The sequence below is a fragment of the Moraxella equi genome, from assembly GCF_002027555.1.
In the GTDB taxonomy this organism is placed as follows: Bacteria; Pseudomonadota; Gammaproteobacteria; order Pseudomonadales; family Moraxellaceae; genus Moraxella; species Moraxella equi.
Genome location: NZ_MXAP01000127.1, coordinates 4892 through 31562, shown reverse-complemented (window position 1 = coordinate 31562; position 26671 = coordinate 4892). Strand labels below are relative to the sequence as shown.

General features: G+C 45.2%; 30 protein-coding genes. All 30 read left to right on the top strand.

Going from position 1 to position 26671, the window contains the following annotated elements; all coding sequences use genetic code 11:
• Positions 1-4 precede the first annotated feature (4 nt).
• On the top strand, positions 5-379 hold the full coding sequence (locus B5J93_RS11530; RefSeq protein WP_079326510.1) for a hypothetical protein: 375 nt from the start codon (positions 5-7) through the stop codon (positions 377-379).
• 209 nt (positions 380-588) lie between these two features.
• Positions 589-948: a Mor transcription activator family protein gene (locus B5J93_RS11525; RefSeq protein ID WP_228130337.1), complete on the top strand. Its 360-nt coding sequence runs from the start codon at positions 589-591 to the stop codon at positions 946-948.
• Between the two features lie 122 nt (positions 949-1070).
• Positions 1071-1610: a glycoside hydrolase family 108 protein gene (locus B5J93_RS11520; protein WP_051225749.1), complete on the top strand. Its 540-nt coding sequence runs from the start codon at positions 1071-1073 to the stop codon at positions 1608-1610.
• Entirely contained in the window at positions 1607-1831 is a 225-nt protein-coding gene (locus B5J93_RS11515) for a DUF7940 domain-containing protein (RefSeq protein WP_051225748.1), read from the top strand. Before B5J93_RS11520 ends, B5J93_RS11515 begins: the two co-directional genes overlap by 4 nt.
• Positions 1832-1924: 93 nt before the next feature.
• Positions 1925-2137, top strand: coding sequence for a TraR/DksA C4-type zinc finger protein (locus B5J93_RS11510; protein ID WP_079326509.1), 213 nt, complete (start codon positions 1925-1927; stop codon positions 2135-2137).
• Positions 2134-2469 (top strand): hypothetical protein, encoded by a 336-nt coding sequence (locus B5J93_RS11505; RefSeq protein ID WP_079326508.1) that lies wholly within the window; start codon positions 2134-2136, stop codon positions 2467-2469. Before B5J93_RS11510 ends, B5J93_RS11505 begins: the two co-directional genes overlap by 4 nt.
• Positions 2469-2780, top strand: coding sequence for a hypothetical protein (locus B5J93_RS11500; protein ID WP_079326507.1), 312 nt, complete (start codon positions 2469-2471; stop codon positions 2778-2780). The genes B5J93_RS11505 and B5J93_RS11500 overlap by 1 nt, the downstream gene beginning before the upstream one ends.
• Positions 2728-3339: a DUF3486 family protein gene (locus tag B5J93_RS11495; RefSeq protein WP_338065641.1), complete on the top strand. Its 612-nt coding sequence runs from the start codon at positions 2728-2730 to the stop codon at positions 3337-3339. Before B5J93_RS11500 ends, B5J93_RS11495 begins: the two co-directional genes overlap by 53 nt.
• Positions 3339-4892: a hypothetical protein gene (locus tag B5J93_RS11490; RefSeq protein ID WP_079326505.1), complete on the top strand. Its 1554-nt coding sequence runs from the start codon at positions 3339-3341 to the stop codon at positions 4890-4892. The genes B5J93_RS11495 and B5J93_RS11490 overlap by 1 nt, the downstream gene beginning before the upstream one ends.
• Complete coding sequence (locus B5J93_RS11485) at positions 4889-6349, top strand: DUF935 domain-containing protein (RefSeq protein WP_079326504.1); 1461 nt, start codon at positions 4889-4891, stop codon at positions 6347-6349. Before B5J93_RS11490 ends, B5J93_RS11485 begins: the two co-directional genes overlap by 4 nt.
• A gap of 101 nt (positions 6350-6450) precedes the next feature.
• Complete coding sequence (locus B5J93_RS11480; RefSeq protein WP_079326503.1) at positions 6451-7665, top strand: phage head morphogenesis protein; 1215 nt, start codon at positions 6451-6453, stop codon at positions 7663-7665.
• Between the two features lie 145 nt (positions 7666-7810).
• Positions 7811-8323: a phage virion morphogenesis protein gene (locus tag B5J93_RS11475; protein ID WP_115236892.1), complete on the top strand. Its 513-nt coding sequence runs from the start codon at positions 7811-7813 to the stop codon at positions 8321-8323.
• A gap of 247 nt (positions 8324-8570) precedes the next feature.
• The gene (locus tag B5J93_RS11470; protein WP_079326502.1) at positions 8571-8813 is read left to right on the top strand and encodes a Gp49 family protein; all 243 of its coding nucleotides are present in this window, start codon (positions 8571-8573) and stop codon (positions 8811-8813) included.
• 7 nt (positions 8814-8820) lie between these two features.
• Entirely contained in the window at positions 8821-9777 is a 957-nt protein-coding gene (locus tag B5J93_RS11465; RefSeq protein WP_079326501.1) for a hypothetical protein, read from the top strand.
• Between the two features lie 14 nt (positions 9778-9791).
• Complete coding sequence (locus tag B5J93_RS11460; RefSeq protein WP_158080741.1) at positions 9792-10235, top strand: head decoration protein; 444 nt, start codon at positions 9792-9794, stop codon at positions 10233-10235.
• A 32-nt stretch (positions 10236-10267) separates the two neighbouring features.
• Positions 10268-11269, top strand: a complete 1002-nt coding sequence (locus B5J93_RS11455; protein ID WP_079326499.1) for a major capsid protein — start codon at positions 10268-10270, stop codon at positions 11267-11269.
• 20 nt (positions 11270-11289) lie between these two features.
• The gene (locus tag B5J93_RS11450) at positions 11290-11706 is read left to right on the top strand and encodes a gp436 family protein (protein WP_079326498.1); all 417 of its coding nucleotides are present in this window, start codon (positions 11290-11292) and stop codon (positions 11704-11706) included.
• 63 nt (positions 11707-11769) lie between these two features.
• The gene (locus B5J93_RS11445; RefSeq protein ID WP_079326497.1) at positions 11770-12204 is read left to right on the top strand and encodes a Gp37 family protein; all 435 of its coding nucleotides are present in this window, start codon (positions 11770-11772) and stop codon (positions 12202-12204) included.
• Between the two features lie 47 nt (positions 12205-12251).
• Positions 12252-12479: a DUF7210 family protein gene (locus tag B5J93_RS11440; protein ID WP_079326496.1), complete on the top strand. Its 228-nt coding sequence runs from the start codon at positions 12252-12254 to the stop codon at positions 12477-12479.
• Positions 12480-12489: 10 nt separating this feature from the next.
• Positions 12490-13242: a phage tail tube protein gene (locus tag B5J93_RS11435; protein ID WP_079326495.1), complete on the top strand. Its 753-nt coding sequence runs from the start codon at positions 12490-12492 to the stop codon at positions 13240-13242.
• A 151-nt stretch (positions 13243-13393) separates the two neighbouring features.
• Entirely contained in the window at positions 13394-13876 is a 483-nt protein-coding gene (locus B5J93_RS11430; protein WP_079326494.1) for a DUF6631 family protein, read from the top strand.
• Positions 13873-14079 (top strand): hypothetical protein, encoded by a 207-nt coding sequence (locus tag B5J93_RS11425; protein WP_079326493.1) that lies wholly within the window; start codon positions 13873-13875, stop codon positions 14077-14079. Before B5J93_RS11430 ends, B5J93_RS11425 begins: the two co-directional genes overlap by 4 nt.
• Positions 14080-14118: 39 nt before the next feature.
• Entirely contained in the window at positions 14119-18447 is a 4329-nt protein-coding gene (locus tag B5J93_RS11420) for a transglycosylase SLT domain-containing protein (protein WP_079326492.1), read from the top strand.
• A gap of 100 nt (positions 18448-18547) precedes the next feature.
• On the top strand, positions 18548-19381 hold the full coding sequence (locus tag B5J93_RS11415) for a hypothetical protein (RefSeq protein ID WP_079326491.1): 834 nt from the start codon (positions 18548-18550) through the stop codon (positions 19379-19381).
• A gap of 10 nt (positions 19382-19391) precedes the next feature.
• On the top strand, positions 19392-20336 hold the full coding sequence (locus tag B5J93_RS11410; protein ID WP_079326490.1) for a hypothetical protein: 945 nt from the start codon (positions 19392-19394) through the stop codon (positions 20334-20336).
• Positions 20336-22042, top strand: coding sequence for a hypothetical protein (locus tag B5J93_RS11405; protein ID WP_079326489.1), 1707 nt, complete (start codon positions 20336-20338; stop codon positions 22040-22042). Before B5J93_RS11410 ends, B5J93_RS11405 begins: the two co-directional genes overlap by 1 nt.
• Before the next feature lie 13 nt (positions 22043-22055).
• Positions 22056-22895, top strand: a complete 840-nt coding sequence (locus B5J93_RS11400) for a phage BR0599 family protein (protein WP_143823540.1) — start codon at positions 22056-22058, stop codon at positions 22893-22895.
• Positions 22896-22907: 12 nt separating this feature from the next.
• Positions 22908-25319, top strand: coding sequence for a hypothetical protein (locus B5J93_RS11395; RefSeq protein WP_079326487.1), 2412 nt, complete (start codon positions 22908-22910; stop codon positions 25317-25319).
• A 44-nt stretch (positions 25320-25363) separates the two neighbouring features.
• On the top strand, positions 25364-25732 hold the full coding sequence (locus tag B5J93_RS11390; RefSeq protein WP_079326486.1) for a Com family DNA-binding transcriptional regulator: 369 nt from the start codon (positions 25364-25366) through the stop codon (positions 25730-25732).
• The gene (locus B5J93_RS11385; RefSeq protein WP_228144935.1) at positions 25707-26561 is read left to right on the top strand and encodes a DNA adenine methylase; all 855 of its coding nucleotides are present in this window, start codon (positions 25707-25709) and stop codon (positions 26559-26561) included. Before B5J93_RS11390 ends, B5J93_RS11385 begins: the two co-directional genes overlap by 26 nt.
• Positions 26562-26671: the final 110 nt, after the last annotated feature.

The window sequence follows — 26671 nt, the reverse complement described above, 5'->3', positions numbered from 1 at the left end:
TACGATGAAAAAGTTGTTGCTTATCCCCCTAATGTTTACCCTAAGTACCACTACTTTTGCTTATAACTATAATGTTGATAAGGCGGTCAATGCCGTTGTTCAAGCTGACCGACAAGCCAAACTACAACAAGCAATATGCGACTTTCGGGAAAATTATCTGCGTAATATGATAGAAGCACGCAGGGCAAACATATCAGAAGATGTGGTCAAATATGAGCTTTACTCCTTATTTGCCAAAGATGAAATTGATATAAACACTTTAAAAGAAGCCAACGACATACGCAAAAAAGCCTATGAACTGCCCAAGTCGGTTATTGATGACCCAACAATGTCCGAGATTGTGATTGAAAACACCTATTTATCGTGTTTTAAAGAATGAAAAAAGCCCCATAAATCAATATGGGGCTTTTGGTATTCTGATGCTCTAAGGCATTCTGATGCGGTTGGCACTCGTGGTGCTAAAACAGGATATTAGCACAATTATTCACTTTGTCAAGAAAAATCTTGTAAAATTGCCTATTTTTTGGCATAATTTCATATAAATAACAAATTTTTTAGTGATTTTTACCATAAAATAGGTAATTTATAGTGAAAAAACAAGGTAAAACCAGCAAGCAAGGCAACGCACTTCTAAACGATTTAAAAAGCCATACCGAAAGCCTATTAGCAGAAATCAACATTGCCCCCGACCTTGCTTGCCAAGTCGCCAATGAGCTGATGTTTCAAATCAGTCAGCATTGGGGCGGTCAGCTGATTTATGTCATCAAAGACAGCAAATTTCTTGCCGATAAGCGAGATGTGGAAATTTATCGTGCGTTCAACGGACACAACCACGCTGAACTGTCGCAAGAATATGGCTTATCCTTGCCCTATATTTACCGCATTTTAAAACGAATGAGTGAGATTGAAAGAAAACAAAATCAATATGACCTATTTGATTATGAATGAATGTAGTGGCGAACCCAAATTTGCCCAAAAATATCAACAACCAATCTTTAAAACAGGTTAAAAGACAAAAACACCCTGCCCATTGCATAATCTCCTAAGTATTTTTACTTAGGAGATTTTTTATGTCAAATTTTAAAACAGCACTCAAACGGGTCTTAAAACACGAAGGCGGTTATGTCAATGACCCCAAAGACAAAGGGGGCGAAACCAACTATGGCATCACCATTGGCACGGCTCGTCAATTTGGCTATACAGGGTCAATGCGGTCAATTCCGATGAGCGTGGTAGAACAGATTTACAAGGCACGGTTTTGGGATACGCTAAATTGTGATGAACTTACCGAAAAATATGGCTTTGCCTTTGCTTTTCAGCTGTTTGATGCTGGCGTTAATCACGGCATTGGCAATGCCAAACGAATGCTCCAACGAGCCGTAGGCGTGGTAGATGACGGTGTGATTGGTAAAGTAACACGGCAAGCAATGGACGACAACGCCAAGCATTTGACTGATTTGTTTAACGCTGAACGCATTGCCTTCTACACCAAAATTTCAAGTTTCAATCACTTTGGGCGTGGCTGGATGAGACGAATGAGCGACAATTTAAAATTTGTCGCCCAAGACAGTATTGCCAGCACCGATGAAACACAGGAGGTATTGGCATGAATAAGCTACTCGTTGATAACTGGCAAACAGGCTACAAATGGTTTTCTAACTGGGCGTTTGTGCTGATTGTCTTTTTGGCAACCACGCCCCTACCACCAGAAATTACACAGCTTTTACCACCAGTCATTCAAGACAAAATGACTGCCATTGTAGCGGTGTGTGGGCTGATTTTACGCTTTGTTAAGCAATCCAATCCCAACGCAGGGCAAGGGGGTGGATAATGGCGGACACCATTGAATCTATAATAGTAGAAATTAAAAAAGTCGTTAGACATCGCTATTATAACATAAGTTTTGATTAAAGGGGGGGGTGCAATGGACACCATTGACAAAGCCAATGCCGACTACGAACGCTGGCTAAATGGCAAAATCAAGCAACGCCAAACCACACCAGCCAATGACATCACCGAATGCTTAGACTGTGGCGAGCCAATTGGCGACAAACGCAAACAAGCCATCCCCCATGCGGTGCGGTGTGTTGGTTGTCAATGGCAGTTTGAACGCACGCATGACAGGAGCGGACGATGATTTTTAAATTGGAACTGTATCAGCTTATCACACTTGTGATAACCATTGGTGGTACGTTGTGGGGCGTGGGCAAGGCGTTTTTTAGCCGAGTAGAAAGCTCAATCAAAGAAAAAGATGAAACTCTTGCTAAGGCTTTATCTGGTCTGGGTAATAAGTTGGATAAAGAATCCGAAGCCATTCGCCAGCTTGACCGTGAGATTTTAAAATTAAAGGCAGAGTTGCCCCGTGAATATGTCTCAAAAGATGACTTTATTCGCTCGTTTACAGTCGTTGAAGCCAAGATTGATGCGGTGCAAACCACGCTTACCCATTTGAATAATAAGGAGAAATAATGAATATTGACACCTTAAAAATTCGCCGTGAGTCTATGCGGTGGTATTTGCTATTGGCTCTGCACAATGCCCGACCTTTGGGGGCGGTGGACATTTTATTGCTTGATGTAATACGAAGCATTTGGACGGATAGCACACCCACCGAGATACATACCCAGCTGGATTATTTACACAGTCATCATTTTATAGAGCTGGATAAACGCCCAAACGGTAATTGGCACGCCAAGCTCAATCACAACGGCATTGATGTCGTGGAATATGTGGCAGACTGCCCTGTCGGTATTTCTCGCCCTGATAAGTACTGGACTTAAAGGGGGAATTATGGCTCGTGCCAATGCAGTATCAAAACTTAGCCCAGAACATAAAAAACAGCTTGATGACCGTTTGTTTTCAAATGGTTTTAATGGTTATGTGGAATTAGAAAGCTGGCTTAGAGAGTTGGGCTATGAAATCAGTAAATCCGCCATTCATCGCTATGGGCAAAAGTTGGAGCGAAAATTATCCGCCATCCAAGCCAGCACTCAGGCATCGCTGATGATTGCCGAAGCTGTGCCTGATGATGGCGATGCACGCTCGCAAGCCGTTTTGTCTTTGGTGCAGACCGAGCTTTTTAATGCGTTGGTTGCCTTGCAGGATTTGGACGATGATGACAGCATTGACCCTGTCAAGCGTTTATCAATGATTACCAAAGCAGGGAAAGGCATTAGCGAGATTGTCAAAGCATCTGTACTGCAAAAACAGCACGCCCTAGATGTGAAAGAAAAAGCAGAAAAAACCGCCCAAGAGGTTGAAATCATCGCCAAAACAGGTGGGCTGTCTGACGAAACCGCCAATCTTATCCGTGCCAAAATTTTAGGGATTGCCGACTGATGAAGCCAAACGCACTTGCCCAATCTATCAAAGTCGCCAACGCTCCAAGCGTGCTTTTACCCTATCAACAAAAATGGGTTGCTGACCAGTCTGAGGTCAAAATCTTTGTCAAATCACGGCGTATCGGTGGCTCGTGGGCAGAAGCTGGCGAGTCCGCCCTAGAAGCGAGCCGAACACACGGACAAGACACTTGGTATATTGGCTATACCAAAGATATGGCGATTGAGTTTATTCGTGATGTGGCGGACTGGGCGAAATTTTATAGCCTTGTGGCAGGCGAGATAGAAGAACACGAAGAAATCTTTGAGAACGGAGACGAGAAAAAGGCGATTTTGGCGTTCACAATCAAGTTTGCCAGTGGTTTTCGTGTTACTGCCCTGTCATCATCGCCCAGAAACTTGCGTGGTAAGCAGGGGCGTGTCGTCATTGATGAGTCGGCTTTCCACGATGATTTGCCCGAATTGCTCAAATCCGCCTTAGCTCTGACAATTTGGGGTGGGTGCGTGCGGATTATTTCCACGCACAATGGCGTGGATAATCCTTTTAATCAACTGGTGGAAGAAGTTAAGGCAGGTAAATTGCCGTACAGTTTGCACACTTGTACTTTTGATGAAGCATTGGCAGAAGGCTTATATCAACGCATTTGTTTAAAACGGGGTATTGAGTGGACACCACAGGGCGAAACCGAATGGGCGGACAAAATCCGTGCGATGTATGCCGATAATGTGGACGAAGAGTTAAACTGCATTCCCAAAAATAGCGGTGGACGGTGGCTGTCTCGCCCACTCATTGAGCAAGCGATGTCGGCTGATACACTGATTTTTGTCTATAAACGAGACAATGAGTTTAACTTACAAGACGATTTTTATCGTGAAAATGACTGTGTGGACTGGTGCGATGAGCATTTATCAGACTTTTTAAACCAACTCCCCAAAGGCAAAGTCTTTATTGGGGGCGACTATGGGCGAAATGGCGACTTAACCGATTATGTGCTGGCGGTGCAAACCACTGATTTAAACTTGCAATGCGTGGGCGTGGTGGAGCTTGAAAATATCCCCTTTACTCAGCAGGAGCAGGTTTTAAATTATATCTGCGATAGGGTGGAAAAATCCTTGACTGGTATGGCGTTGGACGCTCGTGGCATTGGGGCAAGCAATGCCGAAAAAGCCCAGCACCGCTATGGCGTGGACACGGTGGAATGTGTCAAATTTAGCCAAAAATGGTACAGCCTAAATATGCCCCCATTCAAGGCAGGGCTTGAAGATAAGGTGCTATTTAATTTGCCCAAACACGAAAACACACTCTCGGATTTACTCGCCTTTGAAATCATTGACGGCATTCCAAAACTGCCCAACCGTAAGAACAAAGGCGAAAACGACCAAGCACGGCACGGCGATATGGGCATTGCGTTGGTGCTTGCCTATTATGCTTTTAAAAATATTGACAATGGTGGGGCGGACATACGCATTCACACCGCCAAACCACGAGAATCCGCCAAATTATTAAGGGGTTTTCGTGGTTTTGGCAGTATGTTACGAGGATTTAGACGATGAAAGGTTTATATTTGGGCAATGAATTTGTCTCTTTTACCGAACTTAGAAACAGCAAACAACCACACCTAAGACAAATCGCCAGCCGTAGCACGGTAAGCGGTTTTGGCTCGCTCAATAGCGTTTTGCCCAATCCTGACCCTGTCTTAAAAAAGATGGGGAAGGATATACAGGTGTACAAGGAAATCAAAGCCGAAGCAGGGGTTAAGGGTTGTTTACGTAGACGAAAATCGGCGGTGAAATCTAAGGCGTGGCGAATTGTGCAAGATGATGCCACACCTGAAACCACCGAACGCATTAACCGTATTTTTAAGAATTTGCCTTTATCTAGAATTATTGGGGCGATGGCGGACGCAAGCTTTTATGGCTATCAGCCCTGCGAAATCTCGTGGGCGTATCAAGACGGTGCGTGGTTGCCGATGGACATTCAGGCAATGCCCCCTGATTGGTTCTTTTTTGACTCAGATAACCGCCTAAGATTTAAGGATAAAGATGCAGGGCAAGATGGCTTAATCGTGCCAGAACGCCGATTTTTATTGCCACGTCAAGACCCTACTTATGAAAATCCCTATGGCGAACCTGACGCATCATCGGTATTTTGGGCGACAACTTTTAAACTCGGTGGTTTAGACTTTTGGGTAAGATTTACTGAAAAATACGGCAGTCCGTGGGTCATTGGCAAATATGGCAAAAACTATGACATTGAACAACAGCAAATCCTATTGGACAATTTGTCATCAATGGTACAAGATGCGGTGGCGGTCATTCCTGACAATTCCACGATTGAGATTATGGAAGCAGGTGGCAAAAGTGCGTCATCAGATGCCTTTGAAAAGTTTTTGATGTTTTGCCGTAGTGAGGTCAATATCGCACTACTTGGGCAAAACCAAAGCACCGAAAGCAACAGCAACCGTGCCAGCTCGCAAGCAGGGGCAGAAGTGGCATTTGAGATTGCATTAGCCGATTGTGAAATTGTCGCTGAACAACTGCAAACCTTGATTAACTGGATTGTGGATTATAACTGGGGTGGTATCGCTCCACGATTTGAGTTTTTTGAAGACAGCAACGGTGGGCTTGAACAGGCTCAACGAGATGTTGCTCTGAGCCAAGCAGGGCTAAAATTATCATCACAATATTTTATGCGTGAGTACGGTTTACAAGATGGCGATATTACTGATGTGGGCGTAGGCATGGCAGAACAACAATCTTTTGCCGAAGCCAGTCCCAAACCCCAAAGCGATTTTGTCAGTAAAACAGCTGATGAATTGGCAACCCACGCCAATCCCTATCTTGACGAAATGGTGGGGCGATTAAAGAAAATTGTCAATCAAGCCCAATCTTTTGCCGAATTGCAGGACAATATCGTCAATGCGTTTGATGAGTTAAATGCCGATGAAATGGTCAAAGTAATGGAAATTGCTTATACACTTGCGGAACTCAAAGGACGGAGTGAGATATGAAATTACATCTAATTTTAACCGCATATTTGTTATGCAATGCGTTTTGCTCCATCTATAGTGAGCCTGCTCATCATGCGTTGATGTATCTCTAAGGTGGTAAAATGACTAAAATCTCAGGACAACGTCTGCCCTTTCAAGAGCAAATTGACTTTTTACGGCAAAAGGTGCGAGTACCGACCGCCACTTACAAGGATTTAACACAAGCCCAACACGACAAAGCCTTTACAGTCGCAGGGGCGATGAAAGCCGACCTACTTGCCGACCTACACAATGCAATACAAAAGGCGGTAGCGGGCGGACAAGCCTTTCACGAGTTTCAAGCCAATTTTGACGACATTTTGGTGAAAAAGGGTTGGCTTAATGATAAAGACAAAGATTATAAGGCATGGCGTGCCAAAGTTATTTATCAAACCAATCTACGCACGTCCCACATGGCAGGACGGTACAAACAGATGACCGACCCTGACGTATTAAAGGCTCGCCCTTACTGGCGGTATCGCCACAACACGGTGGAAAATCCCCGTCATCAGCACAAATCTTGGGACGGCTTGGTGTTGCCAGCCGACAGCCCTTTTTGGCAAACCAACTATCCGCCTAATGGCTGGGGTTGTCGTTGTACCGTAGAAGCCATTAACGAGCGTGAACTTAAAAGAATGGGCAAAGAAAAGCCTGATGAACTCCCTGCCAACTATGCCGACAATGTGGGGGAGAGTTTTGACGGTGTGGCAGGGGCAAGCTGGTTTCCTGATGTGGATAAATACCCTTATCAAGTCGCCAAGTCTTTTGTGGCGGACAATATGCGAGACGGTGTTTTTATTAGGTGGCTTTCTCGGATTGAAAATCAGCTTGACGACTATAAAAAAGACACGCCTGATTATGATAAACTACCCAAACAAGAGCGGATTGACGGCTTTCGTGAACTTGACCAAAAAGAAAGCTATCCTGTGGCGGTGCTTAGTCCAGACCAAATGCAGATGCTTGGTGTATCTACGCAGACGGTGCTATTTAGTGAAAATGATGCCCTAAAACAAGCCATTAGCCGAGACGGTAACACGGGTTTTGAGCCGACTGATTATTATTATGTGCAGTATTTACTGGATAATGCCGTGCTTATCGTGCGTGAATATGATAAGAAAAATAACCGATACCGACAGCAGACAACTTGGGTTGAGGGTATTCGTGATGACGGAAAACGCTATCTTGCTATCATTCATCAAACGGCAGACGGTGCAGGCGTGTATCTAAAATCCTATCGCTTGGACAGTAGTAAAGATGAAAAACTTAAAAATAAAGGCGTGGTGCTTTTTGAGAAATAAATAGCACCTGTAAAGACGCTCCCCAATCTTTCAAAGCCAACTTCCAGCAACATTTTCAAAAGAAAATGGGACGCAACAGGGAGACTCATTGCCGTTATGGAACAGGTGCTGATTTAATTCTAAACCATATCAAGAGAAAAGACAAGTGTTATTACAATTTGAACTGACAAATACCAACAACGAAATAAATCAAATCATTAACGTATTAGGCGGTAGTGGACAACAAGCCCTACTTAAAGACATCGGCGAACACTTAACCAACACCACCCAAGACCGCTTTCGCACTTCTACCGACCCCAATGGCAACCGTTGGCAAGCCAACAGCTCAGTTACGCTGTGGCGTGGCTTGGGCGATGCCCATTTTAACAAAAACGGCACGGTAAACAAAAAAGGACGAAACCGCTTTAATAGCAAAAAGCCGTTGGTTGGCTTTGGACAAACTGGCGGTACACTAAGAGACAGCATTCACTATCAGCTTGGTAATGGCGAAGTGTTTGTCGGCTCAAATCTTATCTATGCCCCGATGATGCACTTTGGCGGTACAAAAGCCCAGTTTCCACATTTGTGGGGCGACATTCCTGCTCGTCCGTTTCTTGGTGTGTCGGTCGCTGATGAGACCGAAATTAAAGAGATTGTCAAAGACCATTTGAACCTATAACCAAAAATCGCCAAAAACAGGGGTTTTAAGCGTTTTAAAATACCAAATGGTACATTTGCCCCACCTTATCCCAAAACACGCCAAAAAGGGCTTTATAAATGCGTGTAAATCTATCAGCACACCCAACTCATCACACGCATTTTAAAACCCAATCAAACCCCACCAAAAAACTTTAAAACAAGTTAAAAGACCGCCCAAAAAATCTTTGTCATACTATGCCCATTGTTTCACTTCAATGGGCTTTTTTATGAACAAAATCACCAAAGAATTTTTGGAGAGTGAGATTGTAGATGTTGCCTACAATCGCCTATCCAAAACATTAACGCATTGTGCCATTACCGTCAAATGTGGCTTTGTCTTTACGGGCGAGAGTGCCTGTGTTGATGAAAGTACATTTGACGAGCAAATCGGTCGCCAAATTGCCTACGACAATGCCTTTAAATCAATGTGGCAACCTTACGGCTTTTGGCTTGCCAAAACAAAGGAGTAACTGATTGATGAAAAAAATCAAAATCTTTAAAGCTGGCAAGCACACCAGTATGGAGGGCGATACCATTGATTATACGCCCCAAATGCTCGCTGACTGCGTTGCCAGTTATGCCGAAAACCTGCACCAAGCTCCATTAGTTTTAGGACACCCCAAGCACGATGACCCTGCCTACGGCTGGGTAGAGAAGTTGGAACTGGACAAAAACAATGTGCTTTGGGCATACGCAAAACAAGTGGACGCATCTTTTGCCGAAAGTGTCAATCAAGGCAAACACAACAAAGTGTCGCCAAGTTTCTACCTGCCCGACAGCCCCCAAAACCCCAAAAAAGGCACGCTATATCTGCGTCATATCGGATTTTTGGGCGGTCAAGTGCCTGCCGTGAAAGGCTTAGGCTCGGTACAATTTGCGGAGAATGAAAATGGCACAGCGTCTTTTAGTGAGCCTTTGGAAGGCAAGCCAGACGATAATAAGCCAGCTCAGATTGATTTTAAATCCGCTCTATCATTTTTACAAGAGTATATCAAAAATGACCCTTCACAATTGGATAGCATTCTCGGGCAGATTAGTGTTCAAAAAGATGATAAAAAATCTGATGAAAAAAGTGAGCGTGAAAAAGCCCTTGAAAAACAGCTTGCAGACTTACAAAAGAAAATTGCTGATGACAAAGCAAAAGAGACGGCAAGCCAAATTCAAGACTTTGCAGAAGGCTTGGTTAAATCAGGGCAACTGCCTCCAAAGCTAAAATCGCAGGTGGTGGAAGTGATGACGGCTGGCACGGCTCACACAGCCAGTTTTAGCGAAGGTGGCGAGCAGTCGCTCACGGACGCATTGAAAAAACTGTTTAGCGAATTGCCAAAAAATGCCAGTTTCGCTGAATTTCACAAAGGCAACCGCACCACAGACGATAAAGAAAGTCCGCTGATGCGTGACGCCAAACGCCGTGCCAAAGAAAATCAATCTTAATCTAGGAGAAAATGATGGCAACTTATCAAGAACCGATGTACCTATCTGATGTGCTTTTGACCGAAGTCGCTCGGGGCTGGACAACCCAAACTATCAAAGTCAAAACCGACACCGCCCTTGCGATTGGCACGGTGCTGTACTATGTGGACGGACAAGACTACCTAACTGCCGAACCGTCCGATTATACACGAGTGGCAGGTATTTTGGCGGAGAAGGTAGAGTCATCTGATGATGTCAAAACCAGTCTTGCCATTGTGCGTGGGGCGGTGGTTGCCACCGAAAATCTGATTTTCCCTAATGATGTGTCCGATGACGAGAAAAAACAAGCTCTCTCCACGCTCAACACAATGGGCATCATGACACAAGGCGAGATTTTACCAATCGCTACCATATCATTGCCCGAAATTGACCGTTCCAATGTCGTAACAGGCGAAGGTTCTGGGGCGATTGGCGACTGATTTTTAACTTTTACTTAACATAGGATAATCGTATGACGACAATGAATTTATCAGACCTATTTACCCTTGCCGAACTAACAAAGGCAATCAACACCCTGCCAGCACCGCCCACTGTTTTGGGCGATAGCAAACTGTTTAAAGTGGAATCTACCAAGCATTTATTTGTCGTGGTAGAAAATCAAAATGGCAAATTGGTGCTGGTAGAAAATACTTCAAGAAATGGCGAACCTGCCAAAAAGACACACGGTAAGCGAGTTCGCCGTGTCTTTGAAATTCCCCATTTGCCAAGAGCCACTCAGCTTGCACCTGATGATTTGACCGTAGCAGGCTTTGGCGAAAGCTCTGAAAGTGATGAGCAATCCAAAGTCATCAACAATAAACTACAAGAGCTCAAAGATGACATCATCGCCACCCAAGAATATCACCGCATTGGGGCGATTAATGGGGTGATTTACGATGCAGACGGCACAACCGTCATTTATGACTTGTACAAAGAATTTGGCGTTAAACAACTAACCCAATCGCTTGGGCTTGATGACCCCAATGCCGATGTGCGGGGCAACATCATCAAAGCCAAACGCCAAGCTCAAAAGAAATTGGGCGGTGCGATAGTTAAAGATTGGAAATGCTACTGCTCTGCCGATATGTTTGACAAATTAACCGCCCACCCCAATGTGCAAAAAGCCTATGCCAATTATGCTGAAGCATCGGACAAATTGGGGGGCGATAAACGAGACGGCTTTGAGTTTGGTGGAGTTAAATTCATTGAATACGAAGTGGAAGTCATGGGGACAAATGGCAAACTTATCCGCTATATCAAAGAAGGCATAGGAAGACTTGTGCCGATTGTGGACGGACTGTTCAAAACGGTGTACGCCCCTGCCAACTATAACGAAACCGTTGGCACGCTGGGCAAAGAAATGTATGCCAAGATTGAGCCACGCAATATGGGCAAAGGCTATGACATTGAAGCCCAGTCTAATCCGTTATCGCTATGTACACAGCCTGATGCGTTGATTGAGCTGACGGCATAAGGGCAAAAAAGGGGATAAAAATGTACTGCACCGTAGCACAGGTTAAGGGCTTAATCCCAAGCGATACGCTCGTTGCCCTAACCCAAGACGACCCAACCAAGCAAACCGTCAATAATGACATCATCAAAAAGGCGATTGCCAACGCAGGAGAGCGTATCAATGCTCATTTGCGTGGGCGATACCCTTTACCGTTGGCACAAAAGTCGGATTTATTGGAAGGGATTGCGTTGGATTTGGTGCGGTATGCTTTGTATTTACGCCGTCCTGATGGGGGCGATTTGCCCAGTGCGGTGGTGTTGGCTTATAAGACCGCCAACGATGACTTAGAAAAGTTACAAAAAGGAGATTTAAGTCTCGGTATTCAAAGCACACAAAAACCCCAACCAAACCAAGTGTGGCTGGTCAAAGTACCAAAGCGCAGGTTTGATTTATCATAATGGCTTGTGCCAAGATAGAATAAATTGCAGTTCATTCTATCATACTTTTTAGGATTTTTCAAGATGTCCAAAACCCAAGCCATCATTGACGATTATATCAACAGGCTAAAAGAGCATATCAGTGATTTAGCAATCAATGAAATGCCTGATAGTCCAAGCCAATACGCCCTAAAACACCCTTTGGGGGAAATCTTGGTGCAGTATATTGGGAGTGAATTTATTGAACCTGAGTTGTCTGGTGGGAATTATCCCAACGCTCCACTGCTTGACCGCCCCCAAAGACGGCGGATTAACATTCAATTAACCCTTGTCATTCGGTCGCTTAGGGGAGCAACAAGCACCACCGCACGCCTTGATGATATTAGAAATAGCCTTAAAAAGTTTCGTCCTACTGACTGCCTAACCCAAGTGTATTTTGTGGCAGAAAGTTTTATCAGCGAAACACAGGGCATTTGGCAATACGGCATAAAAACAGCCGTTGAACTTTGGGAAATTTAATTTTTTCTTAATTTAAAATCATTTTAACTTAATATTTGGAGTAAACAATGCCAAACCAAAACCAAACCGCAGTAACTGAAATCTCAGTTACCCTTTTAAAACCCCATACCCACGCAGGGCAGTCTTATCAAGCCAATGATACCTTAACCGTATCACAGACAACTGCCGATTGGCTGATTAAAAATGGTGTTGCCGAACTTGCCAAGCCTGAAAAGGCAGATGAAAAAGCCGAACCTGCCAAACCCAAAGCCAAACCTGATACAAATAATCAATAGGAGCTATTAAATGACGACCGTTCGTAAAGATTTTAGCCGACAAGGGGCGATTTACCTTGCCGAAACACTCGGAGATGGCAAGCGTGGCGATGCCAGATGGATTGGCGATACTGGCACGGTGTCCTTGTCTATCAACGAAGAGCAAGAAGTCCGTAAAGAAAACTACACAGGTCAGCGAGCTACTTCGGTGGTGGTGCGAACAGGGCTTGAAATCTCCATTGAGATGAATATCCGCTATGCCGATGCCGAAAATTTGGCACTTGGACTACACGGCAAAACCAGCACGGTGGTGGGTGGTTCGGTAACGGACGAAGTGTTCCCAGAAACCAAAGCAGGTCGCACCATTATCCTAGATAAAGGCGGTATTTCTGCTCTTGTTATCAGTGATAATGGTGGTCAAACTTTGACCGAAAACACCCATTATCGCATTCGCTCGGACAAGGGCGGTGTGATTGAAATCTTGGATTTGGCATCGTTCCAACAGCCCCTAAAAGCCAACTATAACTACGGTGGTAGCCAAAAACTTGCCGTACTAACCCAAAAGCCTAAGCCTGTTTATCTGTTTATGGACTCAATCAATACAGTAGATAACAGTCGTGAAAGGCTACATCTGTACAAAGTAGAGTTTCAACCATTGGCAAATCTTGGCTTGATTGACGAAAGTCTGGGCGAAATTACCTTGCAGGGCAAATGTTTGCTAGATACCGTCTATCAGCTTGACCCCGAGCTTGGCGGTTACGGCAAGATTGAACTGTTGGATTGATAGCCCAACGCCAAAAGCGAATTTGAGTTCGCTTTTGGCAGTTTCACTTAAAAAGTCAAATCCGACAATTTGTCGTTTTTGGATTTTTCCCCCATTAGAATAACCAAAAAAGTCCCATTTTGGGACATTTACCCCAAAAAAGAGTAGTAAAATGGCAAAAACCCTAACTGATGATGAATTGGCACAATTAGAACGCCAAGAACAAGAACAGGCACAAGCCAAGCAGACCCAAAATGAGCCTGATTATGCACAAGATTTATCAATTTTATTCCCTAACCAGTCCCTACTGATTGGTGGCAAAACCGTCAAACTCAAAGAATACGCCTTTGTAGAATGGCTTGCTTTACGCCAAACTTACGCCCCATTTATTGCCAAATTTACCGCCCTTATGACCGCAAGCGATGATGTATTGGTGGACGATGTTTTGGCATTTTTTGAAGATGAATTTGCCGATTTAAAGGGCTTATTATTGGCAAGCCTTGACGAACCTGCCGACTTTTTGGACAGTTTGACCCTAACCGAAATGGAAAGCCTAATGCTTGGCTGGTGGCAGGTCAATAAGCATTTTTTTATGAAAAGCGTGGTGCGAGCGGTGCGAAAAAATCAAACCAAAAGCCAGTCGGCTGGGGCGTGATTGTTCAAACCCTTGTCGCCAATGGACATAATTTTGGGGCGATTGGGGGCTATACCGAACGGCAAATTGAGCTGTTTTACCACACCATTGTCAAGAGCCAACACGCCCAAAAAGCCGACACCATTGAAGCGGTGAATTTGGGCTTTAATGGTGGCAAAGAAACCACGCAGTATCTAAAAGAATTGAGAAATGGGGCTTTTTAGCCCTATTTTTTGTAAGAAAACCTTTTACAGGAGCATCTGATGGCAAATAACCTAGAATTAGCCCTACGAGTGCGTGCTGATGTCGCCCAAGCGGTCAGTCAGTTAAACAATTTGCAAAGTCAAATCTCAGGCACAGGACAAACAACCACCACCGCCCAAAATCAATCCACCCAAGCAACCAACCAAACCACACAAGCCATCAACCAACAAGCACAGGCGTTGGACAATGCCAGTAACAGCCTTGATTTGGGTGGTAGCATTCGCCAAACCGAGCGACTTGGACAAGCGATGAGCGACACCGCAAGGGCTACGCAAAATACGGTCAATATCAACGAACGAATGGAGCAGTCGCTCCGCTCGCTCACGCCCCATTTTATGAGCTTGATTGGGCTATCAGGTGGGCTTTTGACTGCCAGTCTGAATGCCGTAGAAAAAGCGGTGGAGCTTAAAAATCTCTCCACCATTTCAGGCATGAATGTTGAGCAATTCCAGTATTATGTGGCAGGAGCAAAAACGGTCGGTGTAGAAATGGACAAATTGTCCGATATTTTTAAGGACACCAGAGATAAGGTGGGCGACTTTTTGACAACGGGCGGTGGCGAACTCCAAGACTTTTTTGAAACCATTGCCCCACAGGTTGGCGTAACTGCCGAGCAGTTTCGTCATCTCAGCGGTGCGGACGCTCTGCAACTGTACGTAAACAGCCTACGAGAAGCCAATGTTTCCGAAAACGAGATGATTTTTTATATGGAGAGTATCGCTGATGAGGCATCGGCACTTTTGCCCTTGCTTAATGAAGGGGGCGAAGGCTTTAAAAGATATGGCGAACAGGCACGGCAAGCTGGGGCGATTTTAAGTCAAACAGCGGTCAATGATGCCCTTAAAGCCAAATCTGCCATTACAGAGTTTAGCAATGAAATGCAAGGCGTGGGCAATCGCATTGTGGTTAATCTGATTCCTGCCTTGCAATTTGTCAGTCAGCACCTTGATGCACTTGTTAAGGCAGGGATTGTGGTGGCAAGCGTATTTGCAGGGCGAATGACAGCATCAATGGTGGCGACTACGGTGGCGTTTATCGCAGGGCAAGCCGAAGCCATTCGTTATCAAATGGCTCTGGCTCGTATGGCAGATGTGTCAGCACTGACCGCCACACGCCTAAACGCCCTAACAATGGCATCACGAATGCTGACGGCAAGCGGTGGCTTGATTGGGCTTGGGGTGGCGGTGGCAAGCATTGTCGCTGGCTTTCTGCTTATGAAAAAATCGTCAGACGATGTGGTAATAAGCCTTGATGACCAAAGAAAATCGGTGGCTGAGTTAAAAGCGGAATACAGTCAGCTTTCTGAAATCCAAAAACGAGTTAAATATGGCGAACAACTGGATAAAATCAATGAACTCACAAAGGCATACCACAAACAAGCCGATGCCCTAGAAGGGGTTATTTTGGACAGTAAGGGGTTTTATCGTGCCAGCATTGAGCAACAAGACCAGATATATGCTCTCGTTCAAGCATATAAAAATGGCACGCTGTCTGCCGAACAACTCGCCAATGAGCTTAACAAATTAGGCTTTGTCAGCGATGAGTTAAAGCGTAGAATTGATAAACAAGCCACCGCCACCCAGCTTGCCAAAAACGAGCTGGACAATGCCAATGATGTATTATCCGCCTATCAAGGCAAAACCCTATCCGCTACATCTGCCACCAACGGACTGTCTAGTGGGCTTGACAATGTTGGCAGATCCGCCGAAAAAACCACCGCCAAGATTGGTGAATTGTCCAAGCAGTATAAGGATTTAATGGAGCAGACCAAAAAAGATATTTTTGAGCTTGAAATAACCAATGCTCTTATTCAAAAACACGGGTTTGAGCCAGAACGAGCGAGTGCCATTGCCAAAGCAAGAAGTGCCAAAGGGTCGGACTTAACCAAAGACGACATTGCCTTGATTGACAGACATTTGTCCGCCCAAAACAAACATGCCGAATTAACCAAAAAAGATGAACCCAGCACCACAAGTGCCAAAAAATCTACCGCCCCTCGAGTAGTGGGCATTGTGGGCGATACAGGCATTGGGGCGACACACCTAGACATTCGCCGTGCGGACGGCAAAAAGCCTACCCAGTCCGACCTTGACCGCTTTCGGGCAGGGGGCAAAAAGCTGACCGATTATCGCATGACATCAGGCTATGGTCATCGCAATATCAATGTGGAAGGTGCGTCCAAATTTCATAAAGGGCTTGATTTTGCCATTGCGAAGGGTACGGAAGTAACCACCACCGTCCCTGTCAAAGATGTTAAAAAATGGTATGATAAAAAAGGTGGCTGGGTTAGCGAAGTCATGTTTGAAGATGGTTTGGTGATGAAGCTATTACACCAAGACCCGTCCATGCAAAAGAAAGTCATGGGTGGGTCAAGTGGCTCATCATCAAGCGGTACATCAAAAGTTAAAAATGAGAAAAAATACAACTATACAAAAGATGAGATTATTGCATTAAAGCGTGTGCAGGGGCTTATTTATGGCAACTCTGGCTTGGCAGACTTGGCAAGAAAACATGGTGTGCCAGCAGAGCTTTTGGCAGGTTTAATGATGCAAGAGTCAAAGGGGTTGCAGTATGCTAAAAGCCCAACGGGGGCATTGGGCTACTTTCAGACAACCAGTTCTTATCGCACAGACATGAAAATGTCAAAAGAAGACAGTTTTGATTTGAAAAAATCAGGAGCAAAAGCCATTGAGTTTTTGGCAAAATCTTATGAACAGTTCGGTAACTGGGAAGATGCCATTCGTTCCTATAATGCAGGGCGTGGCGGTGCGTCTCAGTTTGCTCGCACAGGTAAGGTTAAGGGTAGTAAAGCTCGCAACAAAGAAGTGCGTGAATATGTCCCAAAAATCGCAAAGTGGTCGGCATGGTTTGGGGGTGATGAAGCATTAGACCGTGAGCATGATGCACGCCAAAATCTTGCTTATATCCAAGCCCAAAACGACATCATCAAAGAGCAAGAGCGAAAAGCCAAAGAAGAAGCCGAAAAGCAAGCCGAGCTAGAATATTACTATGCCAGTGAACCCATTAAACTCAAAACTGATTATGAAAAGCAGGTGGCAGACATTAAGTCGGCAGGGTTTGAGCCAGCCCAAGAAACCGAGCTTTTGCAAAAGGCGGAGCAAGAGTACCAAGATAAGCTGACCCGTCGCCCAGAGATTTTGGGGCGAGCATTGGGAGCGGTTAAACAGCTTGAACAAGACTTTTTGGGGGCGACAGTCAGTGAGCATGAAAAAACCATGCATGACATAGAGCATAAATACGATGACTTGCTTGCCGACATCAACGCCTTAAAAGAGCTTGCCATTGACCCTATGCAACTCTCCGAGTTGACCGATGCTGAACATAAAATCCGCTTGATTATTGATAAGGAAAAATTAAAGGCAGAATACGACAATGCAATGGCGGAGCTCGATAAAATGCAAGCAAGCAAACAACAACAGCTTGATATTCTACAACAACGCTATGACAACACCAACATGACCGCCCACGAATTTCACACCCAAAAACAGGCGATTGATACAGAAATAAACCCCCAATTACAAACAATGGCGACTTATGCCCAACTACTCGCCCAAAGTCTAGGCGATGCCTTTTCGGTGGAAAAATTAGGGCTATTTATTGACGGCTTAAACCAAGCTCAAAGCAGTTTTCAGCAGTTTTTACCAACCGCCGAACAGTTAAATGACCGCATTACCAATGGGCTAACAGACGCATTTTTTGCGTTTGCAGACGGCACAAAGTCGGCTGAACAGGCTTTCCGTGAATTTGCGTCCAGCTTTTTTAGAGAAATCGCCCAAATGATTTTAAAACAGATGATTTTTAATGCCATTTCAACCGCAGGTAAGGCAGGTGGTGGTGGCTGGGGTGCAATGGTGGCTGGGGTGCTTGGCTCGGCTTTTGGCGGTAAAGGCTATGCAACAGGTGGCTACACAGGCAAAGGCGGAAAATACGAGCCAGCAGGTATTGTTCATAGAGATGAATTTGTTATCCGAAAAGAGATGACCAACCAAGTGGGGGCAAAAGAATTTTTGGCACAATTTAACCACTATGGAATGAACGCCATTAAAGGCTTGCAGGGCTATTCAAGTGGGGGATTGGTGGGGGCAAGTATGCCACAAATCTTTGCTCCAAACATCCAAGCACCAAAGCTGTCTAGCCCCAGCGAAAAAATTGCCCAATCCACCAGTCTAAACAATCAGCAAAATTTTTACCTTGTAGATGACCCGAGCCGAATTTTGGATACGCTAAGTTCATCACAAGGGCAAGAAAACTTAGTGGTAATGATGAGCCGTGACCCTGAAAAGTTTAAAACCGCCCTGCGGTTGTAAACGGACTATAAAATAGCTTTAAAATGGGTTAAAAGACGGTTTAAAAAACTTAGGTTATGATAGCCTAAGTTTTTTTATGATTAAAAATAGGTCAATCAAAATGCCACACGACATCGGTTTTGTAACCGCCCAAGACGGTAAACCTGCCCACTATCAAATGCTCCAAAAAATCAAAGACTTAGCTTTACGGTCAGGCGATTGGCAGTTATTGCGAGAAGACATCAGTACCGACAATCACGAAATTATTTTAAAGGGGCGTGGGTATAGTCAAAAAGAAGAAATTTTTGTTGGTGTGCGTACTTATCAAAACCCACAAGCCGATTATTATAATTTGGCGGTGGCGACTTTTACAGGCTATGTGCCGTCCAATCCCTTTGACAATCAACCGTCCGCTAAGATTAGCGGTGTCCCTGCTCACAACCAACGCATTGATTATTGGCTCACCGTCAATCCCCAACGCATAGCATGCTGTATGAAAGTTGGCACGCCTGTGTATGAGCATTTTTATATTGGCAAATTTTTGCCCTATGCTCGCCCATCGCAATATCCGTACCCAGTCGTGTGTGCAGGAATGCTTAATGGCACGCCCACCACTCGTTTTTCAGACACATCGCACAGTATGCCCTACAAAGGCGACCGCCGAAATTTTGCCATGCGGTTTAATACAGGCGTGTATACACAGCCTGAGTGCTACCCCTACAATTCATCAGCATTGGCGAGCAGTCGGCAAATTAGGGACACCAATGGCATTTATCCACTCATGCCGATTATTTTGACCGATAAAGATGGTATTTATGGCGAGCTGGACGGCGTGCGATTTGTCAGTGGCTTTGACAATGTAACTGAAAATACCTGCGGTGATGAATGGGTGGTGTTGCAAGATGTAGGGCGGACGGGCTTTAATGATTATATTGCGTTAAAAATGGATAAATAAGGGGGTAAATATGGCATATTATTCAGGGCTTTGCACCAGCTTTCAAAATCTTACTGATGTACTTGTAGAAAAATGTCAAGCTCATGGCTGGACTTGGCGAGATGAGATTTTAAGCAAAGACAACTTGTTTGTAAAAATCTCGGTTAAAGAGCAAGTAGAAAGTAGTTTTTGGGGGCAACATCAGGGCATCACGCTCACAGGTGGCACAGGCAAAATCGGCACGGAGCTTGTCAATCCGTCTAGCCGTGTACGACTGGGGCAAACAGGGATAGGCTATAACGTCCCACCACGCTTTTTTCCTGCCAATTATCATTTATTTATCTTTGTTGATGAAGTCTATTTGGTCATGAAGTTTGATGTAGATAGATTTTACCATCTCACCTTTGGTAAATCATTATTCATCAAAGGTACACAGGGCAATGGGCTATGGCTGTCTGCCAATGCGTGCTATTACCGAGCCAGTTCGTCTAGACTGCCAGAAACGGTTTATATTGGCAAAACATATGGTGGCAGTAGTGGCACGCACAGCTCGTCAGCTTTTGCCCCCTTTTGGAATAGAAGCAATTGGAGTGATGACTGGTCAAATGCTACCATTTGTCATGGCATTGGCGGAGTGTTGTGGTCGTCAGGCACTAGCCGTGCTTATGCCAGTTTTGAGCCACTCATTGACCGCTTACCCACCGCTCATTTTGCAGATAGTCCGCTATTGCCGTATAACGTTTATCTTGAACGCCCCGAAAACAAAATGAGTCTAATTTGTCAATTTGCCAACGCTCGTTTTTTACGCATTGACAACCACGAACCCGAGCAAATCATCACACTCGGGCATGAGCGTTGGATTGTTTTTCCGTTCTATCGCAAAGACATCAGCGTGCGAGACGGCACGGACGGCTCGGGCAGGTCGTTCGACCATACGGGGACATTTGGCTGGGCAATTCGTTATGAAGGTGCGTAATGGCAAACATTGACTATGTGGTAACGCTGTCGCCCAATCACGCCCTAAACGAATACCTGACGAGCGACTTTGATTTGGCGGTGGGTGGAGTATGGTATCCAGTCAGCACCGCCCGAAACACCCGAGTCAGCGACATCATCGCCCACCCACTCACATCAAACATTCCTGTCAGCACGCACCCAAAACCACTTGATTTTGTCGTGGCTCACAGCTTTGTGGACGATTTTTATCATCGTATTCATATTGACAATTTGCAAGCCGATTTGGGCGTGGTTGCCAGTAAGCAGGTCATCAATTTTGCCCTGTGGAATGCGTATTTTGAACCCCTTGACTTAAAACGCATTGATGGCTTGACGGCAGGTGTGTATTTTGACAACCACGACCTGCCACCCTTAGTTTTTCAGGCATTGGAAGAGCGGTCGTGGCAACTGCATATTTTACCAGACGGGGACGCACAGCTTAATTTGGATTTGGCGTGGCGATTTGTCGGCAAGGTAAGCCAAAACGCCTATCAAGTAGCAAGCAAACTGAGCGGTCAAAGGGTCATCGGCTTTGCGTGGCTCATTGACTGGGATAAGGGCGTGAATGAGAGCCTAGCGTGGCACACCGATATTTTGCAATCCCAAACAGGACACGAGCAACGCCGTAGCTTACGCCTTGCCCCACGCCAAACGCTTGATGTGAATTTATTGCTATACGGTCAAGAACGCACGCTGTTTGACTTAGCAATGACCGCTTGGGCGAGTAAAAATTTTGTTGTGCCGATGTGGTTTCATCAAGCCTATTTGACGACAAAAATTAACAGTCAAAGCCGTGTCATTCTTTGCGATACCACCCAAATTCCTTATGGCAATTTTCAATACATTATGCTTATCAAAGACGCATTTTCTTATGAAGTGGGCGAAGTGGGAGCGGTCAATGACGATCAAATCATTTTAAAACGCCCATTGCAACACGCTTGGGAGCGTGGCACGCAGATTTTCCCTGCTCTGTCTGCCCAATTAAATGGCTTGCCAAGATTGACTAAGCACAGCAGTCAAGTAATGCAAACGGCGGTCAGCCTACAAGCGGTGGACGGTGTGAACCTGCCAGACCCTGTCAAGCCTGACACATTTAGGGGCAACCCTGTTTTATCCATTGCCCCCAACGAAGTGGACAACTTGACCCATTCTTACGAACGCTTGCAACAACAACTGGACAATTTGTCAGGTCGTCCTTTGCTTGTGGACAGTGCCAACGCCAGTTTTTCATTATTCCAGTACCGTTGGTTTTTGGTGGGGAGTGAACAGCACGCTACTTTTTATGCGTGGCTGAATTTACTTAATGGACGACAAAAAGCGGTGTGGTTGCCGACTTTTAGCGATGATTTACAGCTTATCAAAGCCATATCAGGCACTCGTCTAGAAGTCGCAAATTGTGGTTACACAAAATTTGGGCAAAGGCAAAACGGACGGCAATTTGTGCAGATTGAATTACATAATGGCGAACGATTTTATCGCAAAATTGTCTTATCAGAAGAACTTGGCACGGTAGAGCGATTAACGCTTGATGAGCCGTTTTTGAACAGCATTAGTCCACATCTTGTCAAACGCATTAGCTTTATGAGCCTTTGTCGTCTTAACAGCGACACCGTCAATATCGTGCATCACAATGACATACAAGGGCTATCAACGGCAGAGATGACTTTTAGGGGCATTGTTGAATAAAGAGCGTAAGAAAATGAGCTTTTATAATTTTGAAACTTCGCTACAAAACGCCCAGCCGATACGTCTATACCAATTCCAACGGGGAGCATTGCGGTGGGGCTATACTTCGGCTGACCGTGATGTGCGGTTTAATAGCATAACTTTTGTCTCGCTTTTGGGTGGGATTAAAGATGATGGCATTCGGCAAACGCAGGACAGTGGGGCGGATTTATTGACTTTAACCGTTCCTGCCAGTTCGGATTTGGCTTTGATGTACCGCCATTTTGCCCCTGCTCAGGCGGTCAATTTGACGATTTTTGATTTGCATTATCCAGAACTTACAAGCACCGAACAAGGGGCGTATTTGGCAGTTTGGAAAGGCTTTGTGGTGGGTGTGAAATTTGTGGGTGACTTTACCGCCCAAGTGCAATGCCAAAATTTGTCTGTGTCATTGGAACGCACAGGGCTTAGAAAAACTTGGAGTAAGCTATGCTCTCATCAGCTCTACGGCAAGGGGTGCAACCTAGACAGGCGGGCATTTATGAGTGAAGTGGCGGTCGTGGCGGTAGACGGTTTGGGCATTGAAGTAGCGTTGCCAAGTGATAAATCGGCAGACGACTATTTTACAGGCGGTTATATGGAATGGTCGTCTGAATACGGCACAGAGCAACGGGGCATTGAACGGCAAATTGGCAACCGCTTGCAACTGTTTGGCGGTGTGCAGGGCTTGGCGGTTGGGCAGACGGTCAAAGTCTTTGCAGGGTGCAACCGCACTTTTAACACCTGTATCCATAAATTTGCCAATTCGGACAATTATGGCGGTAGTCCGCATATGCCCCATAAGTCGCCCTTTGACGGCACGCCAATTTTTTAGGAGTATAAAATAATGTGGGTACAAGTTGCTTTATTTGTCGCATCGCTGGTCATCAGCTATCTACTACAACCCAAGCCACCCCAAGCCAAGCCGTCTGCTTTTGATGACATTAAATTTCCTACGATTGATGATGGCACGCCACGCATGGTTGTCTTTGGCGATGTATGGCTGACGGATTGGTGTGTGATTGGGGCAGGTAATTATCGCACCAGTCCGATTGTCAAAAAGCAAAAAGGGTTGTTCGGCTCAAAACGCCAAACGGTGGGACATCGCTACTTGATGTCGCTTCACATGGGGCTGTGCATGGCAATGGACGAGCTTTTACAAATCAAAGTTGGCGACCGTGTGGCATGGCAAGGGGTTGGCGGTAGTGCCAACCAGAGTCACATTCGCATTCACAAGCCCGATTTGTTTGGCGGAGATGACAAAGAAGGGGGCATTGATGGCACGCTCATCATCATGAAAGGGGCGAGCGACCAACGACCACTCCCCCAGTTGCAACAAATGTATAACAGTCCAGTCCCTGCTTATCGTGGGGTGGTAACATTCTTTTTTGATGGTATGGTATGTTCAGGCTCGCCTTATCCAAAGGCGTGGGCGTTTCGTGTCCGCCGTACAGAATGCGAGTGGTATAATGAAAAAGCAACGATTTGGCTGAACGATGACAAAGGTGGGCAAATTAAGGCGATGAACCCTGCCCACATCATCTTTGAAGCTCAAACCAACGAAGACTGGGGGCGTGGTACAGACATTGGACAGCTTGACTTGGATAGTTTTAAAGAGTGTGCTGATATTTTGTACGATGAGAAATTTGGAATGTGCATTGCGTGGAAACGCCAAGACACCTTAAAACAATTTATCCAGCAAATCCTTGACCACATTGGCGGTGCGTTGATGATTGACCGCACCACAGGGCTTTGGAAACTCGTGCTTATTCGTGAAAGCGATAGCCCTGACAGCTTGCCAAGTTTTGACTACAGCACAGGTATGCTCCGCATAGAAGAAGACAACAACTCATCCAATGACTTAGTAACAAATCAGCTTGTTGTCAGTTATACAGACCCTGTGAGCAATGAAACTCGCACTGTGCGAACGGAAAATCTTGCCAGCATTCAGCGAGACGGCATAATTTTACAAAACAAAACCTATGTCGGACTGCCAACGAGCGATTTGGCAGGGCGTGTCGCCAGTCGTGATATGAAAATTATCCAATCGCACCTTAAAAAGTTTAAAATCGTGCTGGACAGACGAGCCTATGCCTTACAACCTGCGTCTGCTTTTGTACTCAAAATCCCCCAAAGGGGCATTGAGCGTATGATGATGCGTGCGGTGCGTGTAGAACACGGCACGCTGACCAATGGCGAAATCACGGTAACCGCCGTCCAAGATGTGTTTGGTTTGCCACGCACCACTTATAGCCAAGTTCAACCAAGCCTATGGATACAGCCAAGCCTTAGCCCAGAACCGATTGTCAATGCACGGCTTTGGCAGTTACCTTATCCGCATTTATTGGAAGTATTTAGCCCTGAACAGCTCGCCCTAAATTCGGATGGCTATGCCCTTGTGCTGGCAGAACGCCCCAATTCTTTGCAACAAGGCTTTGAAATGTGGGCAAAAACCACAGGCGAGCCAAGCGAGCAGTACGTAGGGCAAGGGCAATTTGTCAGTCGTGGTATGGTGCAAAATGCGGTTCATCAGACCAGTCAAATTACCACGCTAACCCTTGATACTATTGGCGTGATGAGTATTGGACAATGTGCCTTGTTGAATGATGAAATCGTACAAATCCAAGCCATTAATTTTGACAACCGCCAAATCAGCGTTAAACGGGGCTGTATGGACACCGTGCCAACCGCCCACGATGAAAATTCAGCGATTTGGTTTTATGACGATGTGGCGTTGGTGGCAGAAAAGGCGGTCAAGGTAGGGCAAACGCTGACAGTTAAACTACTGTCGCAAACTTCACAAGGCACGCTGGATTTATCAAAAGCGACTGCAAATTCGCTTTTGATTGACAACCGCCACGCTCGCCCCTTTGCCCCTGCCAATGTGCAAATCAATGGGCTGTCTTACCCTAATCAAATCCAAGCTCTAAACAAAATCTCGTGGGTAGGACGCAACAAAATCAGCCAAAACACCGCCATTTTAGACCAAACCGCCCCACATCAAGAACCTGAAACAGGGGCAATGGTCAGTCTAATCATCTCAAAGAAAACATCTGCCAATGGCTCATATCAAAGGGTGGTGCAAAAGAGCGGTATCACAGACTTTTCATTGGATATTGTTGCTGATAATCCAAGTAATGATGAGACAAAATTGGTGGTAAATTTGGACAATGCGGTTATGATAAAAGTGGAACTTTGGGCGGTTAAAGACGGACTGACAAGCTGGCAACGGCACAGCATAGAAGTGGCGGCGGGCTAATCTTTAAAATGGGTTAAAAGACCATTTGAAAGACAGTCGGTAAAATGGGCGACTTAAAAACTGGGGGCGGTGCATTGGTGGAACAATACACCGACCTTCTGACAAGCAAGCTGTCAAAAGCAAAGCCCAGCCGTTGTGTACACAACGCTGATTATTCTATCAAAAATGCAATGCCATTGCAAAATTTAAATAGGTTATTTATGAACTTTATCGCTTGTCAATCTTGCCACAAAAAGTTACTTAAAATCGCAAACTTTGACCGTTTGCAGGTCAAATGTCCAAGATGTAAGGCAATCAACAATTATCAAGCTACTTTAAGCCAAAATCCCTTGAACGCCATCAGCGTCCTGCCAGAAGTCCACGAGACTCCCAAAAATGGAGAAACTTGTGGCGAAATCCAATCAACACAATAAACCCCACAGCACCGCCCCCTTGCCCTTTATCGGGCAAAAACGGCAAATTATCCAAGTCTTTCGTAACACCCTTGACCGCATCGTGCCTGATGACGGTCAAGGGTGGACGATTATAGATGTATTCGGTGGTAGTGGACTGCTTGCCCACAACGCCAAATACCTAAAACCAAAGGCAAGGGTTATCTATAATGACTTTGATAATTTTAGCCAAAGACTTTATCACCTCTGTGACACCAACCGCTTACGACAACAGCTTTATGCCATTTTAGAGCCGTTGCCACGAGCCAAACGCATTGACGAACCTACCAAGCAAAAGTTGCTGGAAATTATCCAAAACTTTGACGGCTTTGTGGACTGCCATAGCGTTTCTACTTGGTTATTGTTTAGTGGCAACCAAATTAGCCATATTGACGAGTTGCCCAAGCACGAGTTTTATAACACCATTCGCAGAAGCGACTATCCGACTGCGGACGGCTATTTGGACGGCTTGGAAATTGTGTCGGAGAACTTTGAAATCTTGATGCCTAAGTTTTATCATCAAGATAAAACACTGTTTATCCTAGACCCACCCTACCTACGCACCAAGCAAGAAGCCTATGGCTTGGGTGAATATTTTGGTATGGTACAGTTTTTAAAGCTGATGAAGTGGGTGCGACCGCCGTATTTGTTTTTTAGCAGTACCAAAAGCGAGTTTTTGTCGTATTTGGATTATGTCAAGACACATGAACCTGAGACATGGAAACGTGTGGGGGATTTTGAAAAATTATCTTTTACGGCTCATGTCAATAACAGCTCAAAATATGAAGATAATATGGTGTTTAAAATTTAAGACCGCAGGTAGAAACCGTATTGCGTAATTTGCAATAAAAAACCGCTTAATTTATCTCAAAAATTAGGCGGTTTTATTTCGCTCGGCATCAGCAAAAGCACAATCACACC

Bases quoted from the DNA above. Each gene is read 5' to 3' on its own strand.
- B5J93_RS11480 (WP_079326503.1), top strand. From the start codon at position 6,451: ATGACTAAAATCTCAGGACAACGTCTGCCCTTTCAAGAGCAAATTGAC.
- B5J93_RS11465 (WP_079326501.1), top strand. From the start codon at position 8,821: ATGAAAAAAATCAAAATCTTTAAAGCTGGCAAGCACACCAGTATGGAG.
- B5J93_RS11390 (WP_079326486.1), top strand. From the start codon at position 25,364: ATGGGCGACTTAAAAACTGGGGGCGGTGCATTGGTGGAACAATACACC.
- B5J93_RS11460 (WP_158080741.1), top strand. From the start codon at position 9,792: ATGGCAACTTATCAAGAACCGATGTACCTATCTGATGTGCTTTTGACC.
- B5J93_RS11505 (WP_079326508.1), top strand. From the start codon at position 2,134: ATGATTTTTAAATTGGAACTGTATCAGCTTATCACACTTGTGATAACC.
- B5J93_RS11430 (WP_079326494.1), top strand. From the start codon at position 13,394: ATGGCAAAAACCCTAACTGATGATGAATTGGCACAATTAGAACGCCAA.
- B5J93_RS11470 (WP_079326502.1), top strand. From the start codon at position 8,571: ATGAACAAAATCACCAAAGAATTTTTGGAGAGTGAGATTGTAGATGTT.
- B5J93_RS11400 (WP_143823540.1), top strand. From the start codon at position 22,056: ATGAGCTTTTATAATTTTGAAACTTCGCTACAAAACGCCCAGCCGATA.
- B5J93_RS11500 (WP_079326507.1), top strand. From the start codon at position 2,469: ATGAATATTGACACCTTAAAAATTCGCCGTGAGTCTATGCGGTGGTAT.
- B5J93_RS11510 (WP_079326509.1), top strand. From the start codon at position 1,925: ATGGACACCATTGACAAAGCCAATGCCGACTACGAACGCTGGCTAAAT.
- B5J93_RS11410 (WP_079326490.1), top strand. From the start codon at position 19,392: ATGGCATATTATTCAGGGCTTTGCACCAGCTTTCAAAATCTTACTGAT.
- B5J93_RS11395 (WP_079326487.1), top strand. From the start codon at position 22,908: ATGTGGGTACAAGTTGCTTTATTTGTCGCATCGCTGGTCATCAGCTAT.
- B5J93_RS11450 (WP_079326498.1), top strand. From the start codon at position 11,290: ATGTACTGCACCGTAGCACAGGTTAAGGGCTTAATCCCAAGCGATACG.
- B5J93_RS11445 (WP_079326497.1), top strand. From the start codon at position 11,770: ATGTCCAAAACCCAAGCCATCATTGACGATTATATCAACAGGCTAAAA.
- B5J93_RS11530 (WP_079326510.1), top strand. From the start codon at position 5: ATGAAAAAGTTGTTGCTTATCCCCCTAATGTTTACCCTAAGTACCACT.
- B5J93_RS11420 (WP_079326492.1), top strand. From the start codon at position 14,119: ATGGCAAATAACCTAGAATTAGCCCTACGAGTGCGTGCTGATGTCGCC.
- B5J93_RS11415 (WP_079326491.1), top strand. From the start codon at position 18,548: ATGCCACACGACATCGGTTTTGTAACCGCCCAAGACGGTAAACCTGCC.
- B5J93_RS11515 (WP_051225748.1), top strand. From the start codon at position 1,607: ATGAATAAGCTACTCGTTGATAACTGGCAAACAGGCTACAAATGGTTT.
- B5J93_RS11490 (WP_079326505.1), top strand. From the start codon at position 3,339: ATGAAGCCAAACGCACTTGCCCAATCTATCAAAGTCGCCAACGCTCCA.
- B5J93_RS11495 (WP_338065641.1), top strand. From the start codon at position 2,728: ATGTGGCAGACTGCCCTGTCGGTATTTCTCGCCCTGATAAGTACTGGA.
- B5J93_RS11455 (WP_079326499.1), top strand. From the start codon at position 10,268: ATGACGACAATGAATTTATCAGACCTATTTACCCTTGCCGAACTAACA.
- B5J93_RS11485 (WP_079326504.1), top strand. From the start codon at position 4,889: ATGAAAGGTTTATATTTGGGCAATGAATTTGTCTCTTTTACCGAACTT.
- B5J93_RS11520 (WP_051225749.1), top strand. From the start codon at position 1,071: ATGTCAAATTTTAAAACAGCACTCAAACGGGTCTTAAAACACGAAGGC.
- B5J93_RS11405 (WP_079326489.1), top strand. From the start codon at position 20,336: ATGGCAAACATTGACTATGTGGTAACGCTGTCGCCCAATCACGCCCTA.
- B5J93_RS11440 (WP_079326496.1), top strand. From the start codon at position 12,252: ATGCCAAACCAAAACCAAACCGCAGTAACTGAAATCTCAGTTACCCTT.
- B5J93_RS11435 (WP_079326495.1), top strand. From the start codon at position 12,490: ATGACGACCGTTCGTAAAGATTTTAGCCGACAAGGGGCGATTTACCTT.